Origin of the sequence: Micromonospora sp. LH3U1 (assembly GCF_028475105.1) — a bacterium.
Lineage (GTDB): Bacteria > Actinomycetota > Actinomycetes > Mycobacteriales > Micromonosporaceae > Micromonospora.
The window spans coordinates 6,218,195-6,242,429 of sequence record NZ_CP116936.1; the positions used below are offsets into that span (position 1 = coordinate 6,218,195).

Annotated in this window: 19 protein-coding genes and 1 pseudogene; 9 read left to right on the forward strand and 11 right to left on the reverse strand. The window is 70.7% G+C overall.

Translation table 11 applies throughout. From position 1 onward, the window contains the following. Positions 1–128: 128 nt before the first annotated feature. Positions 129–1,079 carry an NUDIX hydrolase gene (locus PCA76_RS28480; protein ID WP_272613512.1) on the reverse strand — a complete coding sequence of 317 codons (951 nt, stop codon included), beginning with the start codon at positions 1,077–1,079 and terminating at the stop codon, positions 129–131. A gap of 143 nt (positions 1,080–1,222) precedes the next feature. On the opposite strand from PCA76_RS28480, the gene PCA76_RS28485 reads away from it, so the two are divergent. After that, a complete protein-coding gene (locus tag PCA76_RS28485) occupies positions 1,223–1,624 on the forward strand; it encodes a PspC domain-containing protein (RefSeq protein ID WP_272613513.1) in 402 nt (133 codons plus the stop codon). Positions 1,625–1,631: 7 nt separating this feature from the next. Here the strand turns inward: PCA76_RS28485 and guaA are convergent, their stop codons facing one another. Both guaA and PCA76_RS28495 read right to left on the reverse strand, forming a co-directional pair. Further along, a complete protein-coding gene (guaA, locus tag PCA76_RS28490) occupies positions 1,632–3,188 on the reverse strand; it encodes a glutamine-hydrolyzing GMP synthase (RefSeq protein ID WP_272613514.1) in 1,557 nt (518 codons plus the stop codon). A gap of 66 nt (positions 3,189–3,254) precedes the next feature. Next, complete coding sequence (locus tag PCA76_RS28495; RefSeq protein WP_272613515.1) at positions 3,255–4,952, reverse strand: FAD-dependent oxidoreductase; 1,698 nt, start codon at positions 4,950–4,952, stop codon at positions 3,255–3,257. A 145-nt stretch (positions 4,953–5,097) separates the two neighbouring features. Between PCA76_RS28495 and PCA76_RS28500 the strand changes: the two genes are divergently transcribed. Next, positions 5,098–6,219 (forward strand): LCP family protein, encoded by a 1,122-nt coding sequence (locus PCA76_RS28500; RefSeq protein WP_272613516.1) that lies wholly within the window; start codon positions 5,098–5,100, stop codon positions 6,217–6,219. A gap of 100 nt (positions 6,220–6,319) precedes the next feature. Here the strand turns inward: PCA76_RS28500 and PCA76_RS28505 are convergent, their stop codons facing one another. Both PCA76_RS28505 and PCA76_RS28510 read right to left on the reverse strand, forming a co-directional pair. Beyond that, positions 6,320–7,777, reverse strand: coding sequence for a M1 family metallopeptidase (locus PCA76_RS28505; RefSeq protein ID WP_272613517.1), 1,458 nt, complete (start codon positions 7,775–7,777; stop codon positions 6,320–6,322). A 108-nt stretch (positions 7,778–7,885) separates the two neighbouring features. Further along, positions 7,886–9,310, reverse strand: a complete 1,425-nt coding sequence (locus PCA76_RS28510; protein ID WP_272613518.1) for a M1 family metallopeptidase — start codon at positions 9,308–9,310, stop codon at positions 7,886–7,888. A 327-nt stretch (positions 9,311–9,637) separates the two neighbouring features. Here PCA76_RS28510 and PCA76_RS28515 point away from each other — a divergent pair, with 327 nt between their 5' ends. Next, a complete protein-coding gene (locus PCA76_RS28515; RefSeq protein ID WP_272613519.1) occupies positions 9,638–10,753 on the forward strand; it encodes a sugar phosphate isomerase/epimerase family protein in 1,116 nt (371 codons plus the stop codon). Positions 10,754–10,825: 72 nt separating this feature from the next. Here PCA76_RS28515 and PCA76_RS28520 read toward each other — a convergent pair whose 3' ends face one another. Next, positions 10,826–11,944: a GuaB3 family IMP dehydrogenase-related protein gene (locus tag PCA76_RS28520; RefSeq protein ID WP_272613520.1), complete on the reverse strand. Its 1,119-nt coding sequence runs from the start codon at positions 11,942–11,944 to the stop codon at positions 10,826–10,828. A 30-nt stretch (positions 11,945–11,974) separates the two neighbouring features. Then, positions 11,975–13,537 carry an IMP dehydrogenase gene (guaB, locus tag PCA76_RS28525; RefSeq protein WP_272613521.1) on the reverse strand — a complete coding sequence of 521 codons (1,563 nt, stop codon included), beginning with the start codon at positions 13,535–13,537 and terminating at the stop codon, positions 11,975–11,977. Between the two features lie 185 nt (positions 13,538–13,722). Between guaB and PCA76_RS28530 the strand changes: the two genes are divergently transcribed. Then, complete coding sequence (locus PCA76_RS28530; protein WP_272613522.1) at positions 13,723–14,142, forward strand: DUF5319 domain-containing protein; 420 nt, start codon at positions 13,723–13,725, stop codon at positions 14,140–14,142. 21 nt (positions 14,143–14,163) lie between these two features. Here the strand turns inward: PCA76_RS28530 and PCA76_RS28535 are convergent, their stop codons facing one another. Beyond that, a complete protein-coding gene (locus PCA76_RS28535) occupies positions 14,164–14,982 on the reverse strand; it encodes a helix-turn-helix transcriptional regulator (RefSeq protein WP_272613523.1) in 819 nt (272 codons plus the stop codon). 253 nt (positions 14,983–15,235) lie between these two features. Between PCA76_RS28535 and PCA76_RS28540 the strand changes: the two genes are divergently transcribed. Continuing rightward, a complete protein-coding gene (locus PCA76_RS28540) occupies positions 15,236–15,619 on the forward strand; it encodes a WhiB family transcriptional regulator (RefSeq protein ID WP_272613524.1) in 384 nt (127 codons plus the stop codon). Positions 15,620–16,312: 693 nt separating this feature from the next. Next, on the forward strand, positions 16,313–16,870 hold the full coding sequence (locus PCA76_RS28545; RefSeq protein WP_272613525.1) for a hypothetical protein: 558 nt from the start codon (positions 16,313–16,315) through the stop codon (positions 16,868–16,870). A gap of 229 nt (positions 16,871–17,099) precedes the next feature. Here PCA76_RS28545 and PCA76_RS28550 read toward each other — a convergent pair. The 3 genes and pseudogenes from PCA76_RS28550 to groES form a co-directional block, all read right to left on the reverse strand. Continuing rightward, positions 17,100–18,765 (reverse strand): annotated as a pseudogene (locus tag PCA76_RS28550) (molybdopterin-dependent oxidoreductase). A 125-nt stretch (positions 18,766–18,890) separates the two neighbouring features. Beyond that, a complete protein-coding gene (gene groL / locus PCA76_RS28555) occupies positions 18,891–20,531 on the reverse strand; it encodes a chaperonin GroEL (protein ID WP_272613526.1) in 1,641 nt (546 codons plus the stop codon). A gap of 70 nt (positions 20,532–20,601) precedes the next feature. After that, entirely contained in the window at positions 20,602–20,916 is a 315-nt protein-coding gene (gene groES, locus PCA76_RS28560) for a co-chaperone GroES (RefSeq protein WP_030330046.1), read from the reverse strand. A gap of 258 nt (positions 20,917–21,174) precedes the next feature. Between groES and PCA76_RS28565 the strand changes: the two genes are divergently transcribed. The 3 genes from PCA76_RS28565 to PCA76_RS28575 all read left to right on the forward strand — a co-directional run bounded on the left by PCA76_RS28565 (position 21,175) and on the right by PCA76_RS28575 (position 24,128). Further along, the gene (locus PCA76_RS28565; protein ID WP_272613527.1) at positions 21,175–22,371 is read left to right on the forward strand and encodes a THUMP-like domain-containing protein; all 1,197 of its coding nucleotides are present in this window, start codon (positions 21,175–21,177) and stop codon (positions 22,369–22,371) included. A gap of 10 nt (positions 22,372–22,381) precedes the next feature. Next, positions 22,382–22,861, forward strand: coding sequence for a Cys-tRNA(Pro) deacylase (gene ybaK, locus PCA76_RS28570; protein WP_272613528.1), 480 nt, complete (start codon positions 22,382–22,384; stop codon positions 22,859–22,861). A gap of 178 nt (positions 22,862–23,039) precedes the next feature. Further along, entirely contained in the window at positions 23,040–24,128 is a 1,089-nt protein-coding gene (locus tag PCA76_RS28575) for a sugar ABC transporter substrate-binding protein (protein ID WP_272613529.1), read from the forward strand. Positions 24,129–24,235: the final 107 nt, after the last annotated feature.

Here is a 24,235-nt window from a genome sequence, read left to right on the forward strand (position 1 = left end):
CCACCGACCGCACGGACGCCCGGCTTCAGGACGACCCCACCCACGACGACCCATCCCACGACCACCCGACCGCACGGACGCCCGACCCTCCAGGCGTACGACCGCGCGAGGTCGGAACGGTCGGAGGGTCAGGTGAGTTGGGCGGCTTGGACTGCTTCGGCGGTTACCTCGGTGAGGTGGTCGGTGGGGAGAGCGCCCAGTTCCTCGCGGGCGAACCAGCGGGCCTCGCAGGTGGAACCGCCCACGTCGGCGATGGTCAGCGGGTTGGGCTGGTCGACCACCACGCGGTAGAAGGCGCGTACGCCGTGCCAGTCGATCGGGTAGCCCTCGGGGCCGAGCGAGGCGGCGTCGCGGTGGCTGGCCACCCCGAGGAGCTCGACCAGGCGGCCGGTCTGCCCGGTCTCTTCGACAAGTTCCCGGATCAGCGCCGCGCCGGGCTGCTCGCCGTAGTCGGTGCCGCCGCCCGGAAGGTGCCAGCAGCCGGCGCCGGGGTAGCCGTCGGAGACCCGGGTGAGTAGCACCCGACCGGCCGGGTCTGTGCACACCGCGTACGCGGCGAAGCGCTGCGCGCGGTGCAGCCCGTCGGGGCCGGGCACCGCGTAGAAGGAGGGGAATTCGGGCGCCTCGTCGGGCACCACGTCGGCCGAGGAGGCGGGCAGCCCGAGGGCACGTGCGGTGAACGAGCGCAGCGGCAGCTCGCGCGCCTCGTCGAGGGTGTACCAGCGGGCCAGGTCGGTGGGGCGCTCGCCGACCCGATCGGCCAGTGTGCCGCCGCGCACCGCCACCCGGTAGATCAACCGGTCGGTGTGGATGGTGATGCCGCGCTCCGGTAGCGCCCGCATGTCGGCGAGCACGTCGGCCAGGCCTGAGACGGCGACGGAGAGACCGGTCTCGGCGGCAGTTTCGCGGACCACCGTGTGGTTTGGGTCCTCGCCGTGGTCGACCGCCCCGCCGGGCAGCGACCATGTGCCGGGGGTGCCGGAGCGCTCCGATGCGCGGACCAGCAACACTCGGCCTCTTGAATCAGCACAAACTGCGTATGCCGCGATCCTGCGGAGCGGCTCCAGCAAGGTGGTCACGGAAGCAAATTCTCCCCGGGCTGGGTTACCGGAACGGAAAAGAGTCGGATTCCTGACTGTCTGACCCTGATCAGGGATTGGTCAGGGTAAGGATCCGGGCGGTCACCGAGGGCAGGCCGGGCACTGGCGCGGACTGTTGGGGTATGACATCCACCACCGCTCCCCGCGCCCCGTACAAGCAGCTCCGTCGACCCACCACCGACCGCATGGTCGCGGGGGTCGCCAGCGGCATCGGCCGCTACTTCGCCGTCGACCCCACCCTGGTCCGGGTGATCTTCGCGGTCAGCGGCCTGCTCACCGGCGGGCTCGCACTGTTCGCGTACCCGATCATGTGGTTCCTGATGCCGGAGGAGCCCACCGGCGCGCCGGCCTGGCCGCACGCGGCGGGCGTCGCGCCGCAGGCAGGCCCGCAGCCCACCGCCGGGCCCGCGCCGGGCGGGCCGGAGCCGGGGTACGCCCCGACGCAGCCCTACCCGCCGACGAGCCAGCCCTACCCGCCGACGACCCCGTCGAACACGCCGCCGAGCCCGCCGTACGCCGCGTGAGCCGCACTCACTCCCACTCGATGGTGCCCGGCGGCTTGCTGGTCACGTCCAGCACCACCCGGTTCACCTCAGCCACCTCGTTGGTGATCCGGGTGGAGATCCGGGCAACCACCTCGTAGGGCAGTCGCGACCAGTCCGCCGTCATCGCGTCCTCGCTGGAGACGGGGCGCAGCACTACGGGATGCCCGTAACTGCGTCCGTCTCCCTGCACACCGACGCTGCGCACGTCGGCCAGCAGCACCACCGGGAACTGCCACACTCCCCGGTCCAGGCCGGCGGCGGTCAGCTCCTCACGGGCGATCAGGTCGGCCTCGCGGAGCAGGTCGAGGCGCTCCTGGTTGACCGCGCCGATGATCCGGATGGCCAGGCCGGGGCCCGGGAACGGGTGCCGCCAGACCATCGCCTCGGGCAGGCCCAGCTGCAGGCCGAGCGCGCGGACCTCGTCCTTGAACAGCGTGCGCAGCGGCTCGACCAGCGCGAACTTCAGGTCCTCCGGCAGGCCGCCGACGTTGTGGTGGCTCTTGATGTTGGCGGTGCCGGTGCCGCCGCCGGACTCGACCACGTCCGGGTAGAGGGTGCCCTGGACCAGGAACTCCACGTCACCGTGTGCGGCGATCTCGCGGGCCGCGGCCTCGAAGACCCGGATGAACTCCCGGCCAATGATCTTGCGCTTCTGCTCGGGGTCGGTCACCTCGGCCAGCGCGCCGAGGAACCGGTCGGCCGCGTCGACCACCTTCAGCTTGATGCCGGTGGCGGCCACGTAGTCCTTCTCCACCTGCTCGGCCTCGCCGGCGCGCAGCAGGCCGTGGTCGACGAAGACGCAGGTGAGCTGGTCACCGACCGCCTTGTGCACCAGCGCGGCGGCGACCGCCGAGTCCACCCCGCCGGACAGGCCGCAGATGACCTCCTTGTCGCCGATCTGGGCGCGGATCCGGGCAACCTGCTCGTCGATGATGTTCTCGGGCGTCCAGGTCGGCGCGATGCCGGCGATGTCGTAGAGGAAACGGGTCAGCATCTCCTGGCCGTGCGCGGTGTGCCCGACCTCGGGGTGGAACTGCACGCCGGCCCGGCGCCCGGCCACGTCCTCGAATGCGGCGACCGGTGCGCCCGCCGACTCGGCGGTCACCGTGAAGCCTTCGGGCGCCTCGGTGACGCAGTCGCCGTGGCTCATCCACACCGGCAGGTCGGCGGGCAGGTCGCGGAGCAGCACACCGGGGTCGAGGAGGCGGGGGCGCAGCGGCGTGCCACCGTACTCACGGTTGCCGGTCTTCGTGACCGTGCCGCCGAGCGCCTGGGCCATCGCCTGGAAGCCGTAGCAGATGCCGAAGACCGGCACGTCGGCGGTGAACAGGCCCGCGTCGATCTGCGGCGCGTCCGGCGCGTAGACGCTGGCCGGGCCACCGGAGAGGATGATCGCGGCCGGGTTCTTCGCCAGCATCTCGGCGATCGGCATCGAGTGCGGCACGATCTCGGAGTAGACCTTCGCCTCACGGACCCGGCGGGCGATGAGCTGGGCGTACTGGGCTCCGAAGTCCACCACAAGGACGGGGCGAGGCAGGCTCATGTGCACAAAGCCTACCGACAGTCACGGCCGCTCCCGGCACCGGCTCGCCCCGGACGCCAGCCGGGCTCAGCCGCGCAGCGCGCCCGGGGCGTTCGTCGGCACCGCCGGGTGGTGCGGGGGTACGGGGGTCAGCCGACGGTACGGCGTATCCAGCGCCGGGCGGGGGTCCTCCTCGCCCTTGTTGGGCCAGAAGGACATCGCTCGTTCCGCCTGCGCGGTGATCGTCAACGAGGGGTTCACGCCGAGGTTGGCCGAGACCGCGGCGCCGTCGACGACGTGCAGCCCGGGATGGCCGTACACCCGGTGCCAGGGGTCGATCACCCCGTCGGCCGGGGTCGCCCCGATCACCGCCCCGCCCAGGATGTGCGCGGTCACCGGGATGTCGAACGGCTCGGTGAGCGAGCCTCCGGGGGTGCCGCCGATCTCGTCGGCGAGCAGCCGGGCGGCGGTGTTGCCGGCCGGGATCCAGGTCGGGCTCGGCGTGCCGTGGCCCGGGCCGGTGACCAGCCGGCGGCCGAGCGCGCCGCGCCGCCAGCGCGTGGTCAGCGAGTTGTCCACCGACTGCATCACCAGGGCGATCACCGTCCGCTCCGACCAGCCGCGCACCGACAGCATCCGGGCGGCCAGCCCTGGCTGCCGCACGATGCTGCCGAGCCAGCGCCGCACCCGGTGTGGGCCGCCGTCGACCAGCAGCGACTGGAGCAGCCCCATGGCGTTGGAGCCGCGCCCGTAGCGGACCGGCTCGATGTGGGTCTGCGGGTCGGGGTGGAACGAGCTGGTGATCGCCACGCCGTCGGTGAAGTCCAGCCCTTCGGACCGGGCCTGCTGGCGTGCCACCGAGGCGCCCAGGATGGCCTCCGAGTTGGTCCGGGTCAGCTCGCCCAGGCGGGGAGAGAGTTCGGGCAGCACGCCGTCGTCCTTCATCGCGTGCAGCAGCCGTTGGGTGCCGAGCGCCCCGGCGGCGAAGACCACCTGGTCGGCGCGGATCACCTGGCGGCGGTGACGCACCCAGGCGCCGGTGCGGACGGTGTGCACCTCGTACCCGCCCTCTGCTGCGGGTTTGACGGCGGTCACGGTGGTCAGCGGGTGCACGATGGCGCCCAGCCGCTCGGCGAGCCACAGGTAGTTCTTGACCAGTGTGTTCTTCGCCCCGTGCCGGCAGCCGGTCATGCACGAGCCGCAGTGCAGGCAGCCGGTGCGCTCCGGGCCGGCGCCACCGAAGTACGGGTCGGCGACCCGCTGGCCGGGGCGGCCGATGTGCACACCCACCGGGGTGGCGTGGAAGGTGTGCCCGACCCCCATCCGCTCGGCCACCGCCCGCATGGCGCGGTCCGCGCCGGTGTCCACGGGGTACGTGGTGACGCCGAGCATCCGCTTCGCCTGGTCGTAGTGGCGGGTCAACTCGTCACGCCAGTCGGTGATGTCCCGCCACTGCGGGTCGGTGTAGAAGGCTGGCAGCGGCTCGTAGAGGGTGTTCGCGTAGACCAGTGAACCGCCACCCACCCCGGCGCCGGAGAGCACCAGCACCCCATTGCCGGAACGTCGGTCGGCCGGACGGAGCAGGGTGAGCCGCTGAATGCCGTAGCAGCCCAGCTTCGGTGCCCAGAGGAACCGGCGGGCACGCCAGGACGTCTGCGGAAACTCGTCGTCGGCGAAACGCCGACCGGCTTCCAGCACAGCGACCGAATAGCCCTTCTCGGCCAGCCGAAGCGCGGTGACGCTGCCGCCGAAGCCGGACCCGATGACGACCACGTCATACCGCATGGATGCATCATTACTCGCCAGTAGCGCTCGCGCCAGCGCCCGTTTTCGCGCGATCATGCACCGGCCGACCGACCCGGCGCCTCCCGGCCACAACCCGGAGCACCCGTCGGAGCGTTGTTCCGGAGACGGGTGGAAGGAATAAAAGATGATCCTCGGGTCGATGGCGCCGCGCCAACGGTGGCTGCTGCTGGGGCTGACGGCCCTCGCCGCCGTCGCGTTGATCGCGGCGAGCGCGGTGGTGATCACCCGGCTGACCGGCGACAGCAAGCCGGACCGTGGCGCTCCGGTAGCCGGCTCGCCGACCCCGTCGCCGGTCGGCACACCCACCCCGAGCCCCAGCGGCCCACCGCCGGGCGCGGACATCACCGGCCCGCTCAACCTGCTGCTGGTCGGTGTGGACACCCGGGTCAGCGTGCCCGGGTGGGAGCCGCACTCGGACGCCGTGCTGGTGCTGCACGTACCCAAGGGGTTGGGTCGGGCGTACCTCTTCTCGCTCCCCCGCGACCTGCTGGTGGACATCCCGGCGTTCCCCAAGGCTGACTACAAGGGCGGCAAGACCAAGCTCACCCACGCGATGAGCTTCGGCAGCCGGGTGCCGGGCAAACCCAAACAGCCGAGCACAGCCCAGGGGTACGAGCTGCTGCGCAGCGCGGTCAGCGGGTACACCGGGCTGCGCATCGACGCCGGTGCGGTGCTCACGTTCAACGGGTTCGACCGGCTGGTCAACGCCCTGGGCGGGGTGGACATCTACGTCGATCAGCGGGTCGCCTCGATGCACCGCCGACCGGACGGCAAGTACCGGGAGAGCGCGCCGGGCGGGTACACCGGGCCGCAGCAGGTCTACGAGAAGGGCACCCAGCACCTCAACGGCTGGCAGGCGCTGGACTACGCGCGGCAGCGCTACATCACCGGCGGTGACTACGCCCGGCAGCGTCACCAGCAGCAGCTGATCCGGGCAATGACCCGCAAGATCCTGGACGAGGGCCTGGCTCGGCAACCCGAGCGGGTCGACCAGGTGGTCGCCGCGCTGGGCGACACGCTGGTCTACGTGGGCGGGCGCCGGATCGTCGATATCGCGTACGCCCTGAGCGGTCTGCCGGAGAACCGTTTCACGCTGGTCAGCCTGCCCGGTGCCGGCGTCGGCAAGGGCAGCGCCTATCGCGGTGAACAGCTCACCGCTGTCGGGAAGACGTTCCTCACCGAGCTCCGCGCCGGCCGCGCCGACGCCTATCTGGCAGCCCACCCCACCCTGGTCGTCAAGAACTGACCCCCACCTTCCCCGCGATCTTGCACTTTTGGTCCCTGATTCGCTCGGGTCCGCCCTTTATGCCGGGGCAGCAAGTGCAAGATCGCGGGGAAGGGGTGGGTTAGAGCCTCTTGGGCAGGGCGGGTTTTTTCGTTCCGTAGAGCCAGGCGTCGAAGACCGCGTCCAGCTGCTTGCCGGAGATGCGCTCGGCGAGGGCCACGAACTCGGCCGTGGTGGCGGTGCCGTTGCTCTTCTCCGCCGCCCAGGTCTTGACGATCTCGAAGAACGCCTTGTCGCCGACGGCCACCCGCAGGGCGTGCAGGGTCATGCCACCGCGCTGGTACACCGACTCGCTGAACAACTGGTCGACCCCCGGCTTGCCCGGCGGCGTCTTCCACACCTGGGCGGGCACCCTGGCGTACCGGATGTCGAACGCCTCCTTGGCGGTGTACTTCTTGGTGTGCTCGGCCCAGAGCCACTCGGCGTACGTCGCGAAGCCCTCGTTGAGCCAGATGTCCTCCCACTTGGCCAGCGCGACGCTGTCACCGAACCACTGGTGCGCCAGCTCGTGGGCGACCACCTCGGTGTTCTCGCCCTGCCGGAAGAAGGTCGCCGAGTAGACCGGGCGGCTCTGCGTCTCCAACGCGTAGGAGATCCGGCTGTCCGAGACCACCACACCGCCGTACGCGTCGAACGGGTACGGCCCGAACACGCTCTCCAGATAGTCGGCCACCTTGACGGTCTGCGCGATCGACGCATCGGCGGCGCCCTTGGCCACGGTGGTGGTGACCGCGCTGTACACCGGGCGGCCCTTGTGCTGCGCAGTGGTGATCCGGAACTTGCCGATCACCAGCGTGCTCAGGTAGCTGGCCATCGGCGACTTCTCCGACCACTTCCAGGTGGTCCAACCATCCGTGCTGGTCTTACCGCCGGGAACGCCGTTGCTGACCGCGGTCAGGCCGTCCGGAACGGTGACCTCGAACTCGTAGGCCGCCTTGTCGGACGGGTGGTCGTTGACCGGGAACCAGGTGCTGGCCGACTCGGGCTGACCCAGCGCGATGGCACCGTCGGAGGTGTGCAGAAAGCCGCCGTCACCGAGCGTCTCGTTCGTCAGCGGCTTCGGCACCCCCTTGTAGGTGATCTCGGCGACGAACCCGTTGCCGTTGATCAGGCCGGAGGCCGGCTTGATGACCAGCTCGTTGCGCTCCCGAGCGTGGGTCGCCGGTACGCCGTCCACGGTGACCGCGGTGACGGTCAGGCCGGCCAGGTCGAGGTTGAACGTCGACAGGTCCGCCGTCGCGGTGGCCTGCACGGTGGTCGTACCGGTCAGCTGGTCCTTGGCAGGGTCGTAGCGCACCTTGACCGTGTACCGCCCGACGTCGTAGCCACCGTTGCCGTAGGTCGGGAAGTAGGCGTCGCCGACCCCCGCCGCGCCCGCGGTGAACGTCCGCTGCGGTGTGGCGGACGCGCTCGGTGACGGCCCCGCCGCCGGGGCCGTCGAGTCGCATCCGGACAGTGCGAGTGCCCCGGTCACCAGCAGACCGACGCCCATCCGCAGTCCGTGCCGCGTCACCCGCATTCGACATCCTCCCCGTACGGTGGCGGTGGCGGCGTACGCCGCTCCGCGCGAACGGGCGGCTCCCCGCCGTTCGCAGGCGGGAGCATATCCACCGGCCAGCGCGACTCGTCACGGCAGTGTGGGAGCTGACCCACCCACCAACCAGGCGTCGAAGAGTGGGCGCAACTGCCGATCCGCCACCCGCTCGGCCAGCGCGACGAGGTCCGCGGTGGTCGCGTTACCCGCCGCCCGCTCGGTGGTCCAGGTGCGCAGGATGCGGAAGAACATGTCGTCGCCGACGGTCCGGCGCAACGCGTGCACTGCGAGCGCCCCGCGCTTGTAGACGGCCGTGCCGAACATCTGCTCCCGGCCCGGCTCGACCGACGGCTGCGACCAGTCCGTCGCCGCGTACTGGAGCTCGAAGTTGCGCTGGGCGGTCCGGCCGCCGTCGTGCTCCTCCCACAGCCACTCGGCGTAGCTGGCGAAGCCCTCGTTGAGCCAGATGTCGCTCCACCTGCTCAGCGACACGCTGTCGCCGAACCACTGGTGGGCCAGCTCGTGCGCGATGACGCCCGGGTTGGGCCGGTCGTCCGCGAAGAAGGCGGGCCCGTAGACCGGGCGGGACTGGGTCTCCAGGGCGTACCCGATCCGGTCGTCGGCGATGACGATGCCGCCGTAGGAGTCGAACGGGTACGGGCCGAAGCGGCTGGCCAGGAAGTCCACGATCGCACCGGTGCGGGCCAGTGAGCTGGCCGCGCCGCCGGCCGGCGGCAGGCTCGCCGCCACCGCCGTGACCATCGGCCGGCCGGCGTGAGTGCCAGTCACCACCCGGTAGTCACCGATCACCAGCATGCTCAGGTAGCTGGCCATCGGGGCGCGCTCCGACCAGCGCCAGGTGGTCCAGCCGTCGGCGCTGCTCTTCGGCCCGGGCACCCCGTTGCTCAGTGCGGCCAGGCCGTCCGGGACGGTCACCGCCAGGTCGTAGCTCGCCTTGTCCGACGGATGGTCGTTGACCGGGAACCAGGTGGCGGCCGAGTCGGGTTGGCCGACCGCGACCGCGCCGTCGGCGGTGTGCAGGAAGCCGCCGCTGCCCAACGACCCGTCGACGACGGGGTCGGGTACGCCCGCGTAGTCGACCGTCACGGTGAACTGTCGGCCGCGCGAGAGCCTGTCGCGCGGGGTCACCACCAACTCGCCGTCGTCGCGACGGTGGTCGGCTCGTGCGTCACCGATGGTGACGGCGCTGACGTCCAGGCCGTCCAGGTCGAGATTGAACCGGGACAGGTCCTGAGTGGTCGTGGCCGTGATGACGGCTCGACCGGTCAGCCGGTCGGTCGACGGGTCGTAGCGGATGTCCAGGCCGTAGTGGCTGACGTCGTAGCCGCCGTTGCCGCGCCCCGGCACGTACGGGTCCCCCGCGTCGGCCGCTCCGGGCCGGAACCCGTCGCTGTCGTCGCCCGTGCAACCCGCCACGGACAGCCCGATGACGCAGGTCAGCGCGGTGGCCGTGGTGGCCAGTCGACGGCTGACCGGTGTCCGTCCGGTCAGGACCATGCACACTCCTCCTGCGGCAATCCCCGGTCAGGACGAGCGTAGTCAGCGCCGCCCGTCGCGCAGCCTGTATCGACGATCATCAGTAACTTTCGTTTAAACAAACAAAAGTTCCCGTCGATCAATACTTTCTTTTGACTTAGACCGACGTTAGTGTCTGTCTCCAAGATGTAACGTGCTCGGAACATTCACGCCGATCACGGCCGGGACGGCACACCCGCGCCCTGGCCGACCACGCGCGGCGGGCGCTCGGCGGCGCCCCGCGACCGGACCTCGTCGCACCTCTGCTGATCGTCATCGACGGCTACCGCCGTCGCGAAAGGTGGAACCATGCCAGACCACACCGCATCCGACGCCTCCCGTACCGGCCGGCTCAGCCGCCGGTCCCTGCTCGCCGCCTCCGCCAGCGCCGCCGCCGCGATCGGTGCGGCCGGCCTGCCGGTCCTCGCCACCGGCACCCCCGCGCTCGCCAACCCCGGCAACGCGAGCAAGCTGCGGGTCGAGCCGCTGATCCCGACCAGGAACCGCGGCATCATCCTCTACAGCGTCCGCGACCGGATCACCGCCGCGCCCGACGACAGCGGGGTGCCCTACGGCTTCGAGCGCGTCCTCGCCCGGCTCGCCGAGATCGGCTACAAGGAGATCGAGTTCGCCGGCTACACCCAGAGCACCGAGATCCTGGGCCGGCAGATCACTCCCGCCGAGATCCGCAAGATCCTCGACGACAACGGCCTGGTGGCCAACGGCACCCACGCTTCCATCCAGGCGGCCACCTTCCAGCAGCAGCTGGACATCGCCGAGGAACTCGGCATGAAGAACATCGGCACCGGCAGCGACCCGACCAGCAGCGCGTACAAGGCCGAGTGGGACGCCGCCGCGGACATCTGGAACGAGTTGGGTCGGCAGGCCCGAGCCCGGGGCATGCGGCTCTACACGCACAACCACGACGTCGCGTACAGCTTCCTGATCGACCGTGGCCCCCGCGACGCCCAGGGCCGGCAGACCCGATCCTCCGGCATCCGACGGCTGGAGTACTTCTTCGAGATCACCGACCCGCGGTACGTCTTCTTCGAGCTCGACATCTACTGGGCCTACGTGGCCCGCTACAAGCACCAGAAGTACGTCAACCCGGCCGGCAACGAGGTGACCGACCTGTTCGACCCGATCCTCACCGTGGCCGACCGGACCACCCGGTTCCCGCTCTTCCACGCCAAGGACGGTGACCGGGACACCAGCGTGCCCAACGGCCACCAGATGGTTCCGTTGGGCGAGGGCGACATCAACTTCCAGCAGTTCTTCCAGACCATCGGCGAGCGGAACTTCCACCACGCCAACTGGGAGATGGACACCGCCCCCGGCGGCACGGAGAACAAGGGCCAGTCGCTCGACTTCGCGGCGACCAGCTACCGCAACATGTCCGACCTGACCATCTACGTCAAGAAGTGATTCCCGGCTGAACGCGACGAAGGCCGGCCCCGCACCGTGGCGGGGCCGGCCTTCCGGCGTCTGACGAGAAGATCAGCGGTCGAGGACCAGGCCGACCTTCTGGAACTCCTTCAGGTCGCGGTAACCGCACTTGGCCATCGCCCGACGCAGCCCACCGAACAGGTTGAGCTGACCGTCGGCCTCGTCCGCCGGACCGAAGAGCAGTTGCTCCATCGACCCGAGCGGCTCACCGGCCACCTCGAAGGCACCCCGCGGCAGCGACGGGTGGCTCGCCGCCGAGTGCCACCAGGCACCACCGGCGGGCGCCTCGTCGCAGAGCGACAACGGCTCACCGAGCATCACCGCGTCCGCGCCGCAGCCCAGCGCCTTGGCGATGTCGCCCGAGGTCTGGATGTCACCGTCGGCGATCAGGTGCACGTACCGGCCACCGGTCTCGTCGAGGTAGTCACGACGGGCGGCCGCGGCGTCGGCGATCGCGGTGGCCATCGGCACCCGGATGCCCAGCACCGACTCGGTCGTCGACCACTCGTCGCCACCGATGCCCACGATCACACCAGCCGCGCCGGTGCGCATCAGGTGCAGAGCGGTCTTGTAGTCCGTGCAGCCGCCGACGATCACCGGCAGGTCGAGGTCGGCGATGAACTCCTTGAGGTTCAGCGGCTCGTCGGTGGTCGACACGTGCTCGGCCGAGACGATGGTGCCCTGGATGACCAGGATGTCCACCCCGGCGTCCAGGATCACCGGGGCCAGCGCCAAGGTGTGCTGCGGGGACACCCGCACCGCCACCGTGCCGCCACCGGCGCGCAGCTCGCGTACCCGCTCAGCGATCAGGTCCGGGCGGATCGGCTCGGCGTACACCTCTTGGAGCCGCTTGGTGGCGCGGGCCTCCTCGTCGAGGCTGGCCAGCTCGTCGAGCACCTTGGTCGGGTTCTCGTAGCGGGTCCAGAGCCCTTCGACGTTGAGCACGCCGAGACCGCCGAGCTGCCCGAGCCGCACCGCCGACGACGGACTCATGGTGGCGTCGGAGGGGTGGCCGACGCACGGAATGCCGAACGGGTACGCGTCGAGCTGCCACGAGGTGGAGACGTCGTCGACGTCCCGGGTGCGGCGGCTCGGCACGATGGCGATGTCGTCCAGGTGGTAGCCGCGCTGCGCGGTCTTGCCCAGCCCGATCTCGACCACGTCACGCATGGGGGACTCCAGGTGGTTGGGGGTGGTGGGTCAGCGGGTGTGGTAGTTGGGCGCCTCGACGGTCATCTGGATGTCGTGCGGGTGGCTCTCCTTCAGCCCGGCCGCCGTGATCCGGATGAGCTGGCCCCGGTGGTGCAGATCGGGGATGTTCTCCGCACCGGCGTACCCCATGGCCAGTCGCAGCCCGCCGACCAGCTGGTGGGCCACCCGGGACAGCGGCCCCCGGTAGGGCACCTGACCTTCCACGCCCTCCGGGACCAGCTTGTCGTCGCTGAGCACGTCCTGCTGGAAGTAGCGGTCCTTGCTGTACGACTTGGCCTGGCCCCGGGACTGCATCGCGCCGAGCGACCCCATCCCGCGGTACGCCTTGTACTGCTTGCCGTTGACGAAGATCAGCTCGCCGGGGCTCTCCTCGCAGCCGGCCAGCAGGCTGCCGAGCATCACCGTATCGGCGCCGGCCACCAGGGCCTTGGCGATGTCGCCCGAATACTGGATCCCGCCGTCGCCGATGACCGGCACGCCGGCCGGGCGGGCGGCCCGAGCCGCCTCCATGATCGCGGTCACCTGCGGCACGCCGACTCCGGCGACGATGCGGGTGGTGCAGATCGCACCCGGCCCCACGCCCACCTTGACGCCGTCGGCGCCGGCGTCGACCAGCGCCTTCGCGCCGGCGTACGTGGCCACGTTGCCGCCCATGATGTCGATCGTGACGTCGGCCTTGAGCCGGCGAACCATGTCCAGAACGGCCCGCTGGTGGCCGTGCGCGGTGTCCACGATCAGCACGTCGACGCCCGCGTCGACCAGGGCGCGAGCCCGCTTGTAGGCGTCCTCGCCGACACCGATGGCGGCGGCGACCCGGAGTCGGCCGGCGTCGTCCTTGCTGGCGTCCGGGTACTGCTCGCTCTTGGTGAAGTCCTTGACGGTGATCAGGCCGCGCAGCCGGCCCGAGTCGTCGACGATCGGCAGCTTCTCGACCTTGTGCTGGCGCAGCAGCGCCAGTGCGTCGTCCTTGCTCACCCCGACCCGGGCGGTGATCAGCGGGGTGTGGGTCATGATCTCGCGGACCGGGGTGTCCGGCTCGGAGACGAAGCGCATGTCCCGGTTGGTGACGATCCCGACCAGTTGGCCGTCGCCGTCCACCACCGGCACGCCGGAGATGCGGTAACGCCCGCACAGCTCGTCGACCTCACGCAGCGTGTCGTCCGGGTTGGCGGTCACCGGGTTGGTGATCATGCCGGACTCGGAGCGCTTGACCAGGTCGACCTGGAGCGCCTGGTCCTCCATGGAGAGGTTGCGGTGCAACACGCCGATGCCGCCCTGGCGGGCCATGGCGATCGCCATCCGGGCCTCGGTCACCGTGTCCATCGCGCTGGACAGCAGCGGAATGGACAACTCGACGTTGCGGGTGAGCTTCGTCCGGGTGTTGACCCGGCTGGGCACCACGTCCGACTCGCCCGGCTGCAGCAGCACGTCGTCGAAGGTGAGCCCGAGCGGAACCACCCGGGCAGAGCCAGCCGGCAGTTCGGGCAGGTGGCCGCCCAGGTCGGCGCGCTCGACGCCGCCCGGAAGATCGGTGCTGGGCGAATTTTCCACGATTGCTCCCCTGAGCTGCTCGGATGGGCTTCAGCGAGGTGGCGCGGGCGGGCACCGGAGCGCGCCACGGTGCCGGCACGTCGCCTCATCGTACCCAGTGAGCTGGGCGACCCGTCCGTGGCGGGCCGGCCTGGCGCGAGGCCGGGGGGCGGACGTCCGCGCCGCGTTGGGTCTACGGTGAGGGGGTGCACGACGAGCCCATCGACCCGTTCAATGGCGACCCGGCCGATCCGACTGCGGGTCTGGATGACCCGGGCGATGACGCGACGCCGGATCCGCTGACCGACGTCGAGCGGCAGGATGTGTTGGAAGACCTGGCCGACCTGGAGATCTACCAGGCTCTGCTGGCCCCGATCGGGGTCCGTGGGCTGGTGATCGAATGCGAGGACTGCCGGGAGCCGCACTACTTCGACTGGGACCTGCTCCGGGGCAACCTTCGGCACCTGCTCAACTCGGGTCGACCCCGGGTGCACGAGCCCGCGTACGACCCCGACCCGGACCACTACGTGACCTGGGACTACGCCCGTGGATACGCGGACGGGGTGCACGACACCCTCACCGAGGGCACCGACGACGAGCCGGACGCCCCGACCGCCACCCCGTGACGATCGTGGGCGGCGGGTGCCTCAGGCGACCAGGCCGGCGCGGAAACCAGCTGCCACCGCGTGCGCCCGGTCCCGGGCGCCAAGCTTGCGGAACAACCGGCGGGCGTGCGTCTTGACGGTGTCCTCCGAGACGAACAACTCACGGCCGATCTCCGCGTTGCTCTTGCCCTCGGCCATCCCGAGCAGCACCTGAAGCTCACGCTCGGTGAGGCCGATCGACGCCCGAGTCGGCCGGGTGTTCGGGGCGGGACGGGCCGGATCGGTCTGGTCGGTTGCCGACTCGCCGGTCGCTGACTCAGCCTCGTCGTCACCCCGCTGCACCGGCACCGACGGCACACCCGTCGACCCCTCGCCAGGCTTGGCCGCCCAACTGGGGTCACCGGAGCCGCGCGACGACGGCCCGGAACGACTCGAACCGCCCACCGCCGCGGCATCCCGGGCCGGATCGGTGATCCGCTGTCGGGAGGCCCGGCCCGGCGCGGTGAGCAGCAGCAGAGCCTTGGCCACCGCGCTGGTCAGGTCCTGGTCGACATTCTGGATGAGACCTCGGGCACCGGCGCTGATGGTGGCCGCCGCGGCCTCGGACTCCTCGGTGCCGAGCAGCAGCACCGCGGCCTGCGGCGCGCGGGCCAACACCCGACGGACGAAGCCGGCGCTGTCCGGCCGGGTCAGAGCCGTGTCGGCCAGCACGACGTCGGCCGGTCGCTCAGCCAACCGCAGCATCACCTCAGGATCGGAGACGGCGGTACGAACGATTGCGGACAACCCCAGTCGCGCGGCAGCAGAATTAAGGTGCTGGGCCGCGAGTGGTGTCCGAACGCACACAAGGACGGTACGCACTGTGGTCTCCTCTCCGCCAACGAGCAGACCATGACGGGGTCGGCTGGGGAGGGGGTTCCCGGCAATCCTTCGAACTTTTCCGACAGATCGGACAAAAGCCGCGATTTCTAGGACGTTTTCGATCACACACGTGTGAGTCGGCGACAGCCCGGGTACCGGGACATCCAGGCCGGGAACGGTGCGCCTGCGCGGCCCGCCGCCCGGATACCGGCCACAAGGATTCTCGCGGAGCCGCGCGGGAGGAGGGGTGCTGATGTCGAACGTACGTAGACTGCCCGGACCCATCGTCGATCTCTGGGACTGGCAGCGGCTCGGTGCCTGCCGAGGGCGCGACAGCGCCCAGTTCTTCCACCCCGACGGCGAGCGGGGCTCCTCCCGACTGCGTCGCGAGTCCGCCGCCAAGTCGGTCTGTCGCGCCTGTCCGGTCCGCGCCGAGTGCGCCGCGCACGCGCTGTCGGTCCGCGAGCCGTACGGCGTGTGGGGCGGCTTCAGCGAGTCGGAGCGGCTGCGACTGCTCGCCGTCGGCTGGGAGGATCTGGCGGACCGCCGGCAGGCCCGGGTCGACGTCACGCGACTGGAGGCCCGACTGGGCCGCCCGCACAAGTCGACCGTCCCGGCCCAACGCAACGTCGCCTGACCCGACAAATCCCCTGATATCCGCTGAACCGCGCTCCCGCACCGGGGGCGCGGTTCAGCGTCTCCCGAGCACAGATCGACGATCACACCCTGATCGGCGCGCCGTCGGGGTCTGGCGTCCTGCCCGACACCGAGGCGCTCATGATCGACTCGGTCTTGGTGATACGGGGGTATCGAGGCGTCCCGGACGCCCGACATCCGTGAACGCGAGTGGATCATGCCCGGTCCGGGGTGATTGGGCCTGCGGGCGCGTGGCCTTGTGGGCGGTTTGTCCGATCGAAGGCGGTGTTGGGTTGTGACTGGTCGCACCCGTGGGTCGGAATCATGGCCGGCCCGGGGCCGTTACATACCCTGACGATCGCAGCACCACCACCGGCCCACCACCCCACCCCCAGGGGTTGGAAAGCCGATCCCCCCGGGGTTGGAATGCCGGGCCCCGCCCGGTCGTTACAGCCCTCACGAACGACCACCCGGCCACCGCCTCCACGAGGCTGCCGATGGATGGGTCACCCCCGGAATGACCCCCGGCCCCCGGTCGTTACACCTGAACCCGGCGCCACGAGCCACCGCCCGTAGGCCGCCGACCCCAGACCTTTCCCCCTTTGTATGTGCAGCGCCGGACGAGGTGCTCACACCCGCACCACCGACCCCCCGAGCGGTGCGGGTGTCCTTACCCCCGAAGGAGCTAACCCCCATGAACACGATCATTCGTAAGAGCATGCTGTCCGTTGCTGGTCTCGCGTTCGCCGGTGGTGTCTTCGCCGGCCCGATCGCCGCCCACGCCGCCACCCCGGTCGAGGGCAAGCCGGTTGCGGTCGCGGTGCAGACAGCCACGCCTCAGGGCGACCAGTCCCGCATCACCCTCAACGACGAGCAGACCGCCAACGTCAAGGCGATCATCGCCGCCACGAAGAAGGCCGGCCTGCCCGAGCGCGCCGCCGTGATCTCGATCGCGACGAGCCTGCAGGAGTCGAAGTTGGAGAACCTGGGCCACCTCGGCGACGCCAACGACCACGACTCGCTGGGCCTGTTCCAGCAACGCCCGACCAGCGGTTGGGGTACCCCGGAGCAGATCACCGACCCGGCCTACTCCACCACCGCGTTCCTCAAGGGTCTGAAGCAGGTCGACGGGTGGCAGGACATGCCCCTGACCCAGGCCGCGCAGACCGTCCAGGTCTCCGCCTACCCCGACGCCTACGCCCAGTGGGAGCAGCAGGCCACCGACCTCGTCGCCCAGCACTGGAACAGCTGACCCACCGCAGAACACCGACCGCTGGCCGGCACCCCCACCCCGGGGTGCTGGCCAGCGGCATACCCACAGCCGCACCCCCGGCCGACTCCGTCGATCATGGACTTGTGGTGGTCGGCCGAGGATGCTTTATGCGACTTCGTCCCCCACCACAACTCCTTGATCGACGCGCGCTGGGCGCGGGGGCGGCGGAGGGCGGGACGCCCCGGCGGCGACCGCTATGTCGGGTGGGTCAGCGAACGGTGACGGTGACCGTGTGCCAGCCGGTGGCGCCGTCCGGGACGACGCCCTGCGTACGCTCGGTCTGCGTTTCGCCGGTCGCGTCTGTCGCGCGAACCTGGAGCTGGTGCTCGCCCGGCGTGGCGTCCCAGCGCCAGGACCACTGCACCCAGGTGTCCACCGACACGGTCGGGGCCAGTTCTGCCTGCTGCCACTCGCCGCCGTCGACGCGTACCTCGACCCGGCGGATGCCCCGGTGCTGCGCCCAGGCCACGCCGGCGACGGTCACCGGCCCGGTGGTCAGCCGGTTGCGCCCCCGGGGTGCGTCGATCCGCGACTGGGTCTTGATCGGCCCCTCGACGGACCAGCCGCGCGGCACCCAGTACGCGTCGAAGTCGGCGAACCGGGTCAGCTCCAGCTCGGTCACCCACTTGCAGGCCGACACGTAGCCGTAGAGGCCGGGCACCACCATCCGGACCGGGAAGCCGTGCTCGACCGGAAGCGGCTCGCCGTTCATGCCGACCGCCAGCAGCGCGTCCCGCCCGTCGCGCAGCGCGGCGGTGGGGGTGCCGCAGGTCCAGCCGTCGACCGACCGGCCGACGACCTGGTCGGCGTCCTCGTCCGGCTCGACCTCGTCCAGCAGTTCCCGCAGGGGTACGCCGAGCCAGCGGGCGTTGCCGATCAGGTCCCCACCCACCTCGTTGGAGACGCAGGCCAGCGTGACGTACCGCTCGACCAGTGGCCGGGCCAGCAGGTCGGCGTAGCTGTAGGTGCGCTCGTTACCGACCCGCCCGTGAATGCGCAGCCGCCAGGTGTCCGGGTCCACCTGGGGCACCACCAGCGCGGTGTCGATCCGGTAGAACCCGAAGTTCGAGGTGACGTAGGGCGCGAGCTGTGTCAGCGAGAGGTCCGCGCCCGCCGGCACGGCCGGCGCTGGGGCAACCGGCGGGGGCAGTCGGATGGCGTCCCGAGCGGCGGACACCCCGCGCCGCCCGGCGAGCCACCGCCCACCGAGACCGGCCACCACAGCAGAGCCGAGCAGTACCCCGCTGCCGGTGAGGAACCTCCGCCGCGACTCCGGATCGACTGCCGCAGGCCCGGCCGGCTCGATCGTGGCCGCCGACGGCGGCTCGGCCGGGGTGACCGGGGTGACCGGCTCGGCCCGCGACTCTGGCATCGGGCCGGCGGGCGACACCGACGCGGCGGGGGCGCGGTCGGCAGGGGTGGTGACCAGGGCCAGGGTCCAGCTCGAACGGTCCGGCGATGAACATCCAGAGCACCAGGGCGCCGAGACCGCCGCCGACCAGCGACGGCAGCGCGTCGGCGGCGTCCGCGCCGGAACGGGTCAGTGCGGCGGCCACGCCGAACGCGCCGAACGCGGCGATGCCGGCCAGGCCGAGTGCCAGCCGGCGGACCGCCAGCACGCCGAACAGCGCGGCGAACCCTCCGAGCAACAGTGCCGTGCCGACCAGCAGCGCGACCTTGTCGGCGGTGCCGAAGACGTCGATGGCGAACTGCTTCAACGACTCGGGGACGGCGTCGACGACCACCCCGCCGACCGCGACCAGGGGCGCCGACCGGGGGCCGGTCAGCACTGCCACCGGTTCGGCGATCCCGATCGCGACGGCGGCGGCGGTCACTCCGGCCAACGCGGCGTAGCGCCGCGACGTGGTGCTCATCGGCCCAGTGTGCGCGATCATCTTGCCCGGTCGCCAACAACGTCAGCGTCCGGTAATGACCGGCAAGACGAGCCGGGGCACACCGCCGTACGACGGTGTGCCCCGGAACGGGTGTCGCTACCGGGTCAGAAGCCCGGGCCGTGCTGGTGGCCGTGACCGTGGCCGTGCCCACCGGCGGCGGCCGGTTCGGCCTGCTCCGGCTTCTCCACCACGAGGCTTTCCGTGGTGAGCAGGAGACCCGCGATCGAGGCGGCGTTGGTGACCGCGTTGCGGGTCACCTTCACCGGATCGATGATGCCGGCCTTGACCAGGTCGACGTACTCGTCCTTGGCAGCGTCGAGGCCGTGGCCCCACTTCAGGTCGGCGACCTTCTGCGTCACGACGTAGCCGTCGTGACCGGCGTTCTGTGCGATCCAGCGCAGCGGCTCGACGAGCGACTTGCGCACGACCGAGACGCCGACCTTCTCGTCACCGGTGAAGCCCAGGTCGTCGTCGAGCACCGAGCGGATCTGCACCAGGGCGGCGCCGCCGCCGGGCACGGTGCCCTCCTCGACCGCAGCCTTGGTCGCCGCGATGGCGTCCTCGATGCGGTGCTTGCGCTCCTTCATCTCGACCTCGGTGGCCGCACCAGCCTTGATGACGGCGATGCCACCGGAGAGCTTCGCCAGCCGCTCAGCCAGCTTCTCCCGGTCCCAGTCGGAGTCGGAGGCCTCGATCTCCTTGCGGATCTGGGACACCCGGTCGGCGACGTCGGCCTTCTGGCCGCCGCCGTCGACGATCGTGGTGTTCTCCTTGTCGACCACGACGCGCCGAGCGGTGCCGAGCACCTCCAGGCCGACCTGGTCGATCTTGTAGCCCAGCTCCGGGGCGACCAGCTCGGCGCCCGTGGAGATCGCGATGTCCTGGAGCATCGCCTTGCGCCGGTCACCGAAGCCCGGGGCCTTGACCGCGCAGACCTTGAGGGTCTTGCGCAGCGCGTTGACCACCAGGGTGGAGAGCGCCTGGCCGTCCACGTCCTCGGCGATGATCAGCAGGGGCTTGCTGTTCTGCAGGACCTTCTCCAGCAGCGGCAGCAGCTCCTCGATCGCCGAGATCTTCTGGGTGGTGACCAGGATGTACGCGTCCTCAAGGACGGACTCCTGACCCTCCAGGTCGGTGACGAAGTTCGGCGAGATGAAGCCCTTGTCGAACTGGAGACCCTCGGTCACTTCCAGCTCGGTGGTGAGCATCGAGCCTTCCTCGACGGTGATGACACCGTCGCGGCCGACCCGCTCCATCGCCTCGGCGATCAGATCGCCGATCGTGGCGTCCTGCGCGGAGATCGTCGCCACGTTCGCGATCGACTCCTTGCTGGTGACCTCGGCGGCACGGCCGAGCAGCGCCTCGGAGACCTTCATGGCCGCCGCGTCGATGCCCCGCTTGAGGCCGGCCGGGTTGGTCCCGGCGGTCACGTTGCGCAGACCCTCGCGAACCATCGCCTGGGCCAGCACGGTCGCGGTGGTGGTCCCGTCGCCGGCGACGTCGTTGGTCTTGGTCGCCACCTCCTTGACCAGCTGCGCGCCAAGGTTCTCGTACGGGTTGGTGAGCTCGATCTCCTTGGCGATGGTCACACCATCGTTGGTGATCGTCGGCGCACCGAATTTCTTGTCCAGGACGACGTTGCGCCCGCGCGGGCCGAGGGTGACCTTGACCGTGTCGGCGAGGGCGTTGACACCGTGCTCCAGCAGGTGCCGGGCGTCGTCCGAGAAGCTCAGGATCTTCGCCATATATGTCCCTTCGAAGCGCCATTGCCCCGGCCCGGCGAGCCGGACCGGGGCAATGTCACTGATCGGTTGGTTACTTCTCGATGACCGCGAGGACGTCGCGGGCGGAGAGCACCAGGTACTCCTCGCCGGCGTACTTGACCTCGGTGCCGCCGTACTTCGAGTAAAGGACGGTGTCGCCGACCTGCACGTCAACCGGAACCCGGTTGCCGTTGTCGTCGACGCGCCCCGGGCCGACAGCGAGGACAGTGCCCTCCTGCGGCTTCTCCTTGGCGGTGTCGGGGATCACGATGCCCGACGCAGTGGTGGTCTCAGCCTCGTTCGCCTGGACCACGATGCGGTCCTCGAGCGGCTTGATCGCAACCTTGGTCGCGGTAGTCACGGGCATACCCTCCTGGGGTACTGGTTTCGTTGCTGGTCGGCGGGGCCAACCAGCGTCAATTGCCTCATGCCACCGGGCGGGACCGTCGTCGCGGGTGCCGGTCCGCCTGGCGTGCGCGCCCGGGTCGCGAGACCCGGAAGCTGGCACCCTCAGGGTGAGAGTGCTAATCGCAGGTTATTCCGTGGCTAGCACTCCGTCAAGGAGAGTGCCAGCGAGTCGCGCCCCGCCAGCCCGGATTTCCGGGTCGACCCGGACAATGACCGGGTGGATCTCGATCAGCTGGCGGCGCTGCGTACCCCCGAGGGGTCGGCCGCGCTCACGGCGGCGACCGGGCTGGCCGGCGGTGATCCGCTGGCTGCGGCGTCGGCGCTGCGCGCGGCCGGGGTGCCGCCGACGTTGGCCGCGGCGGCACTCACTCAGGCCGAGCTGCGCCATCGGGCGATCGGCAAGTTCGGCCCGGCCGCCGCTGGGATGTTCCTCACCCGCCCCGGCCTGGAGCAGGCCACCCGCCGGGTGGTCGCCGACCGGCGGGCCGCCCGGCTTCACGCGGCCGGCGTGCGCACCCTGGCCGACCTCGGGTGCGGCCTCGGCGCCGACGCGCTGGCCGCCGCCCGCGCCGGCATCCGGGTGTACGGGGTGGAGGCCGACCCGGTGACCGCCGCGATGGCCGCCGCCAACGCCGCGGCGGCCGGGCTGGCCGAGCTGTTCACGGTCGAGTGCGGCGACGCCACCGCGTTCGACGTCTCCCGGGTCGACGGGGTCTTCTGCGACCCGGCCCGCCGAGCGACCGGCACCGGGCGCCGGATCTTCGACCCACGCGCCTACTCGCCACCGTGGGATTTCGTCACCGGGTTGGCCGAGCGGGTGCCGCGCACCGTGGTGAAGGTCGCGCCGGGCCTGGACCACGCGCTCATTCCGGCCGGCGCGGAAGCGGAGTGGGTCGGCGTGGACGGCGACCTGGTCGAGGCCGCACTCTGGTGCGGCGAGCTGGCGGGGGTGCCCCGCCGCGCCACGCTCTACCGCCAGGTGGGTGCCGAGGTGCATCGCCACCAGCTCACCGGCTCGGGTGCCGACGAGGCGCCGGTCGGGCCACCCCGCCGATACCTGTACGACCCGGACTCGGCGGTCGTCCGCGCGCACCTCGTCGCCGAACTGGCCACCGAACTGGACGCGACCCTCGGCGACCCGAGCATCGCGTACCTGTACGCCGACCACCCGACCCGCACCCCGTACGCGCGCTGCCTGGAGATCACCGACGTGCTGCCGTTCTCGCTCAAGCGCCTGCGGACGCTGCTGCGGGACCGTCGGGTGGGCCGGGTGGAGATCCTCAAGCGTGGTTCCGCGCTCACCCCGGAGCAGCTCCGCCGGGACCTGCGGCTGGCCGGGGACGCGGCGGCGAGTCTGGTGCTCACCCGGGTTGGCGGAGCGCCGACGGTGCTCGTCGGCCGACCGGTCGACTAGCGTCGCTGACGTGGCAGGACAGGGCACGCCGGCAACGGCACTGTTGGTCAAGCGGGGAGTCGCGCATCGCACCCACCCGTACCGGGTGGCGCCGGACGCACCGAACTACGGCGCCCTGGTGGCGGCGGCGCTCGGCGTGGCACCGGAGCGCGTGTTCAAGTCGCTGGTGACCGAGGTCGACGGCGCGCTCACCGTGGCGGTCGTTCCGGTCACCGGCGAGCTGGATCTCAAGGCGCTCGCGGCAGCGGTTGGTGGCAAGCGGGCGGTGCTGGCCGACCGGGCTGTCGCCGAGCGGGCCACCGGCTACGTACGCGGGGGGATCAGCCCACTCGGGCAGCGTCGGCGGTTGCCCACCGTGCTGGACGATTCCGCACTGGGCCTCCCGACGATCTACATCTCGGCTGGTCGGCGCGGCCTGCAACTCGAACTGGCCGCGGCGGATCTGGTGACGCTGACCGACGCCCGCACGGCCCCGCTGCAGAGCCGCTGACGGCTTTCATTACGGCCGACTCCTCCTGGGTAGCCGAGAAGTAACAGTCGCGTTGCTGAATTGTTATCGCTCCCAACAAACTTGGCACCTGCGCAGTCTTGTGGAGCCGGTGTGACGCGAAATACGTTGCCGGACACAACAAAACAACACCTCCCCCACCCCCGAAAGGACCCTGCACATGCGTAAGGGGATCCTCACCATCGCCGCCGTGGGCCTGCTCACGACCGGCGGCTTGACCGCCTGTGGCGACGACTCCGGCGACGACGCGACCACCTCCGCCAAGACCCCCAAGATTGGCGTGATCCTCCCCGACAGCAAGTCCTCCTCCCGTTGGGAGACCGCGGACCGTCGGTTCCTGAAGGAGGCGTTCGAGGCCGCTGGCGTCAAGTACGACATCCAGAACGCCCAGAACGACAAGACCGCCTTCCAGACCATCGCCGACCAGATGATCACCGGCGGCGTGACCGCTCTGATGATCGTCAACCTGGACTCCGGCACCGGCAAGGCCGTGCTCGACAAGGCCAAGTCGCAGGGCGTCGCCACCATCGACTACGACCGGCTCACCCTCGGCGGCTCCGCCCAGTACTACGTCAGCTTCGACAACGAGACCGTCGGCAAGCTCCAGGGCGAGGGTCTGGCGAAGTGCCTGACCGAGAAGGGCGCCAAGAACCCCGTCGTGGCGTACCTGAACGGCTCCCCCACCGACAACAACGCCACCCTGTTCAAGGCCGGCTACGACTCGGTGCTCAAGCCGAAGTTCGACGCCAAGGAATACACCAAGGGCCCCGAGGACGCGGTGCCGGCGTGGGACAACGCGCAGGCCGCGACGATCTTCGAGCAGCAGCTCACCAAGGCCAATGGCAAGATCGACGGCGTGCTGGCCGCCAACGACGGTCTCGGCAACGCGGCCATCTCGATCCTGAAGAAGAACAAGCTCAACGGCAAGGTGCCGGTGACCGGGCAGGACGCCAGCACCGAGGGCCTGCAGAACATCCTCGCCGGTGACCAGTGCATGACCGTCTACAAGGCGGTCCGGGAAGAGGCAAAGGCCGCCTCCGACCTGGCCATCGCGCTCGCCAAGGGTGAGAAGAAGGACACCGGCCAGACGGTGAAGGACGGTGACCGGGACGTCCCCTCGGTGCTGCTCACTCCGAAGGCCATCTACAAGGAGAGCGTCAAGGACGTCATCGCCGACGGCTACGTGACCAAGGAAGAGGTCTGCACCGCGGCGTACACCAAGTTCTGCGCCGAAGCCGGCATCAGCTGACCGACGCCGCAGTACCCGCCGGGACGACCATCGCCGCCCGGCACGGGAGCACCCCTCCCGTGCCGGGCGGCGCCCGCCGGACGGGCCCCGACCCTCCCTTAAGAAGG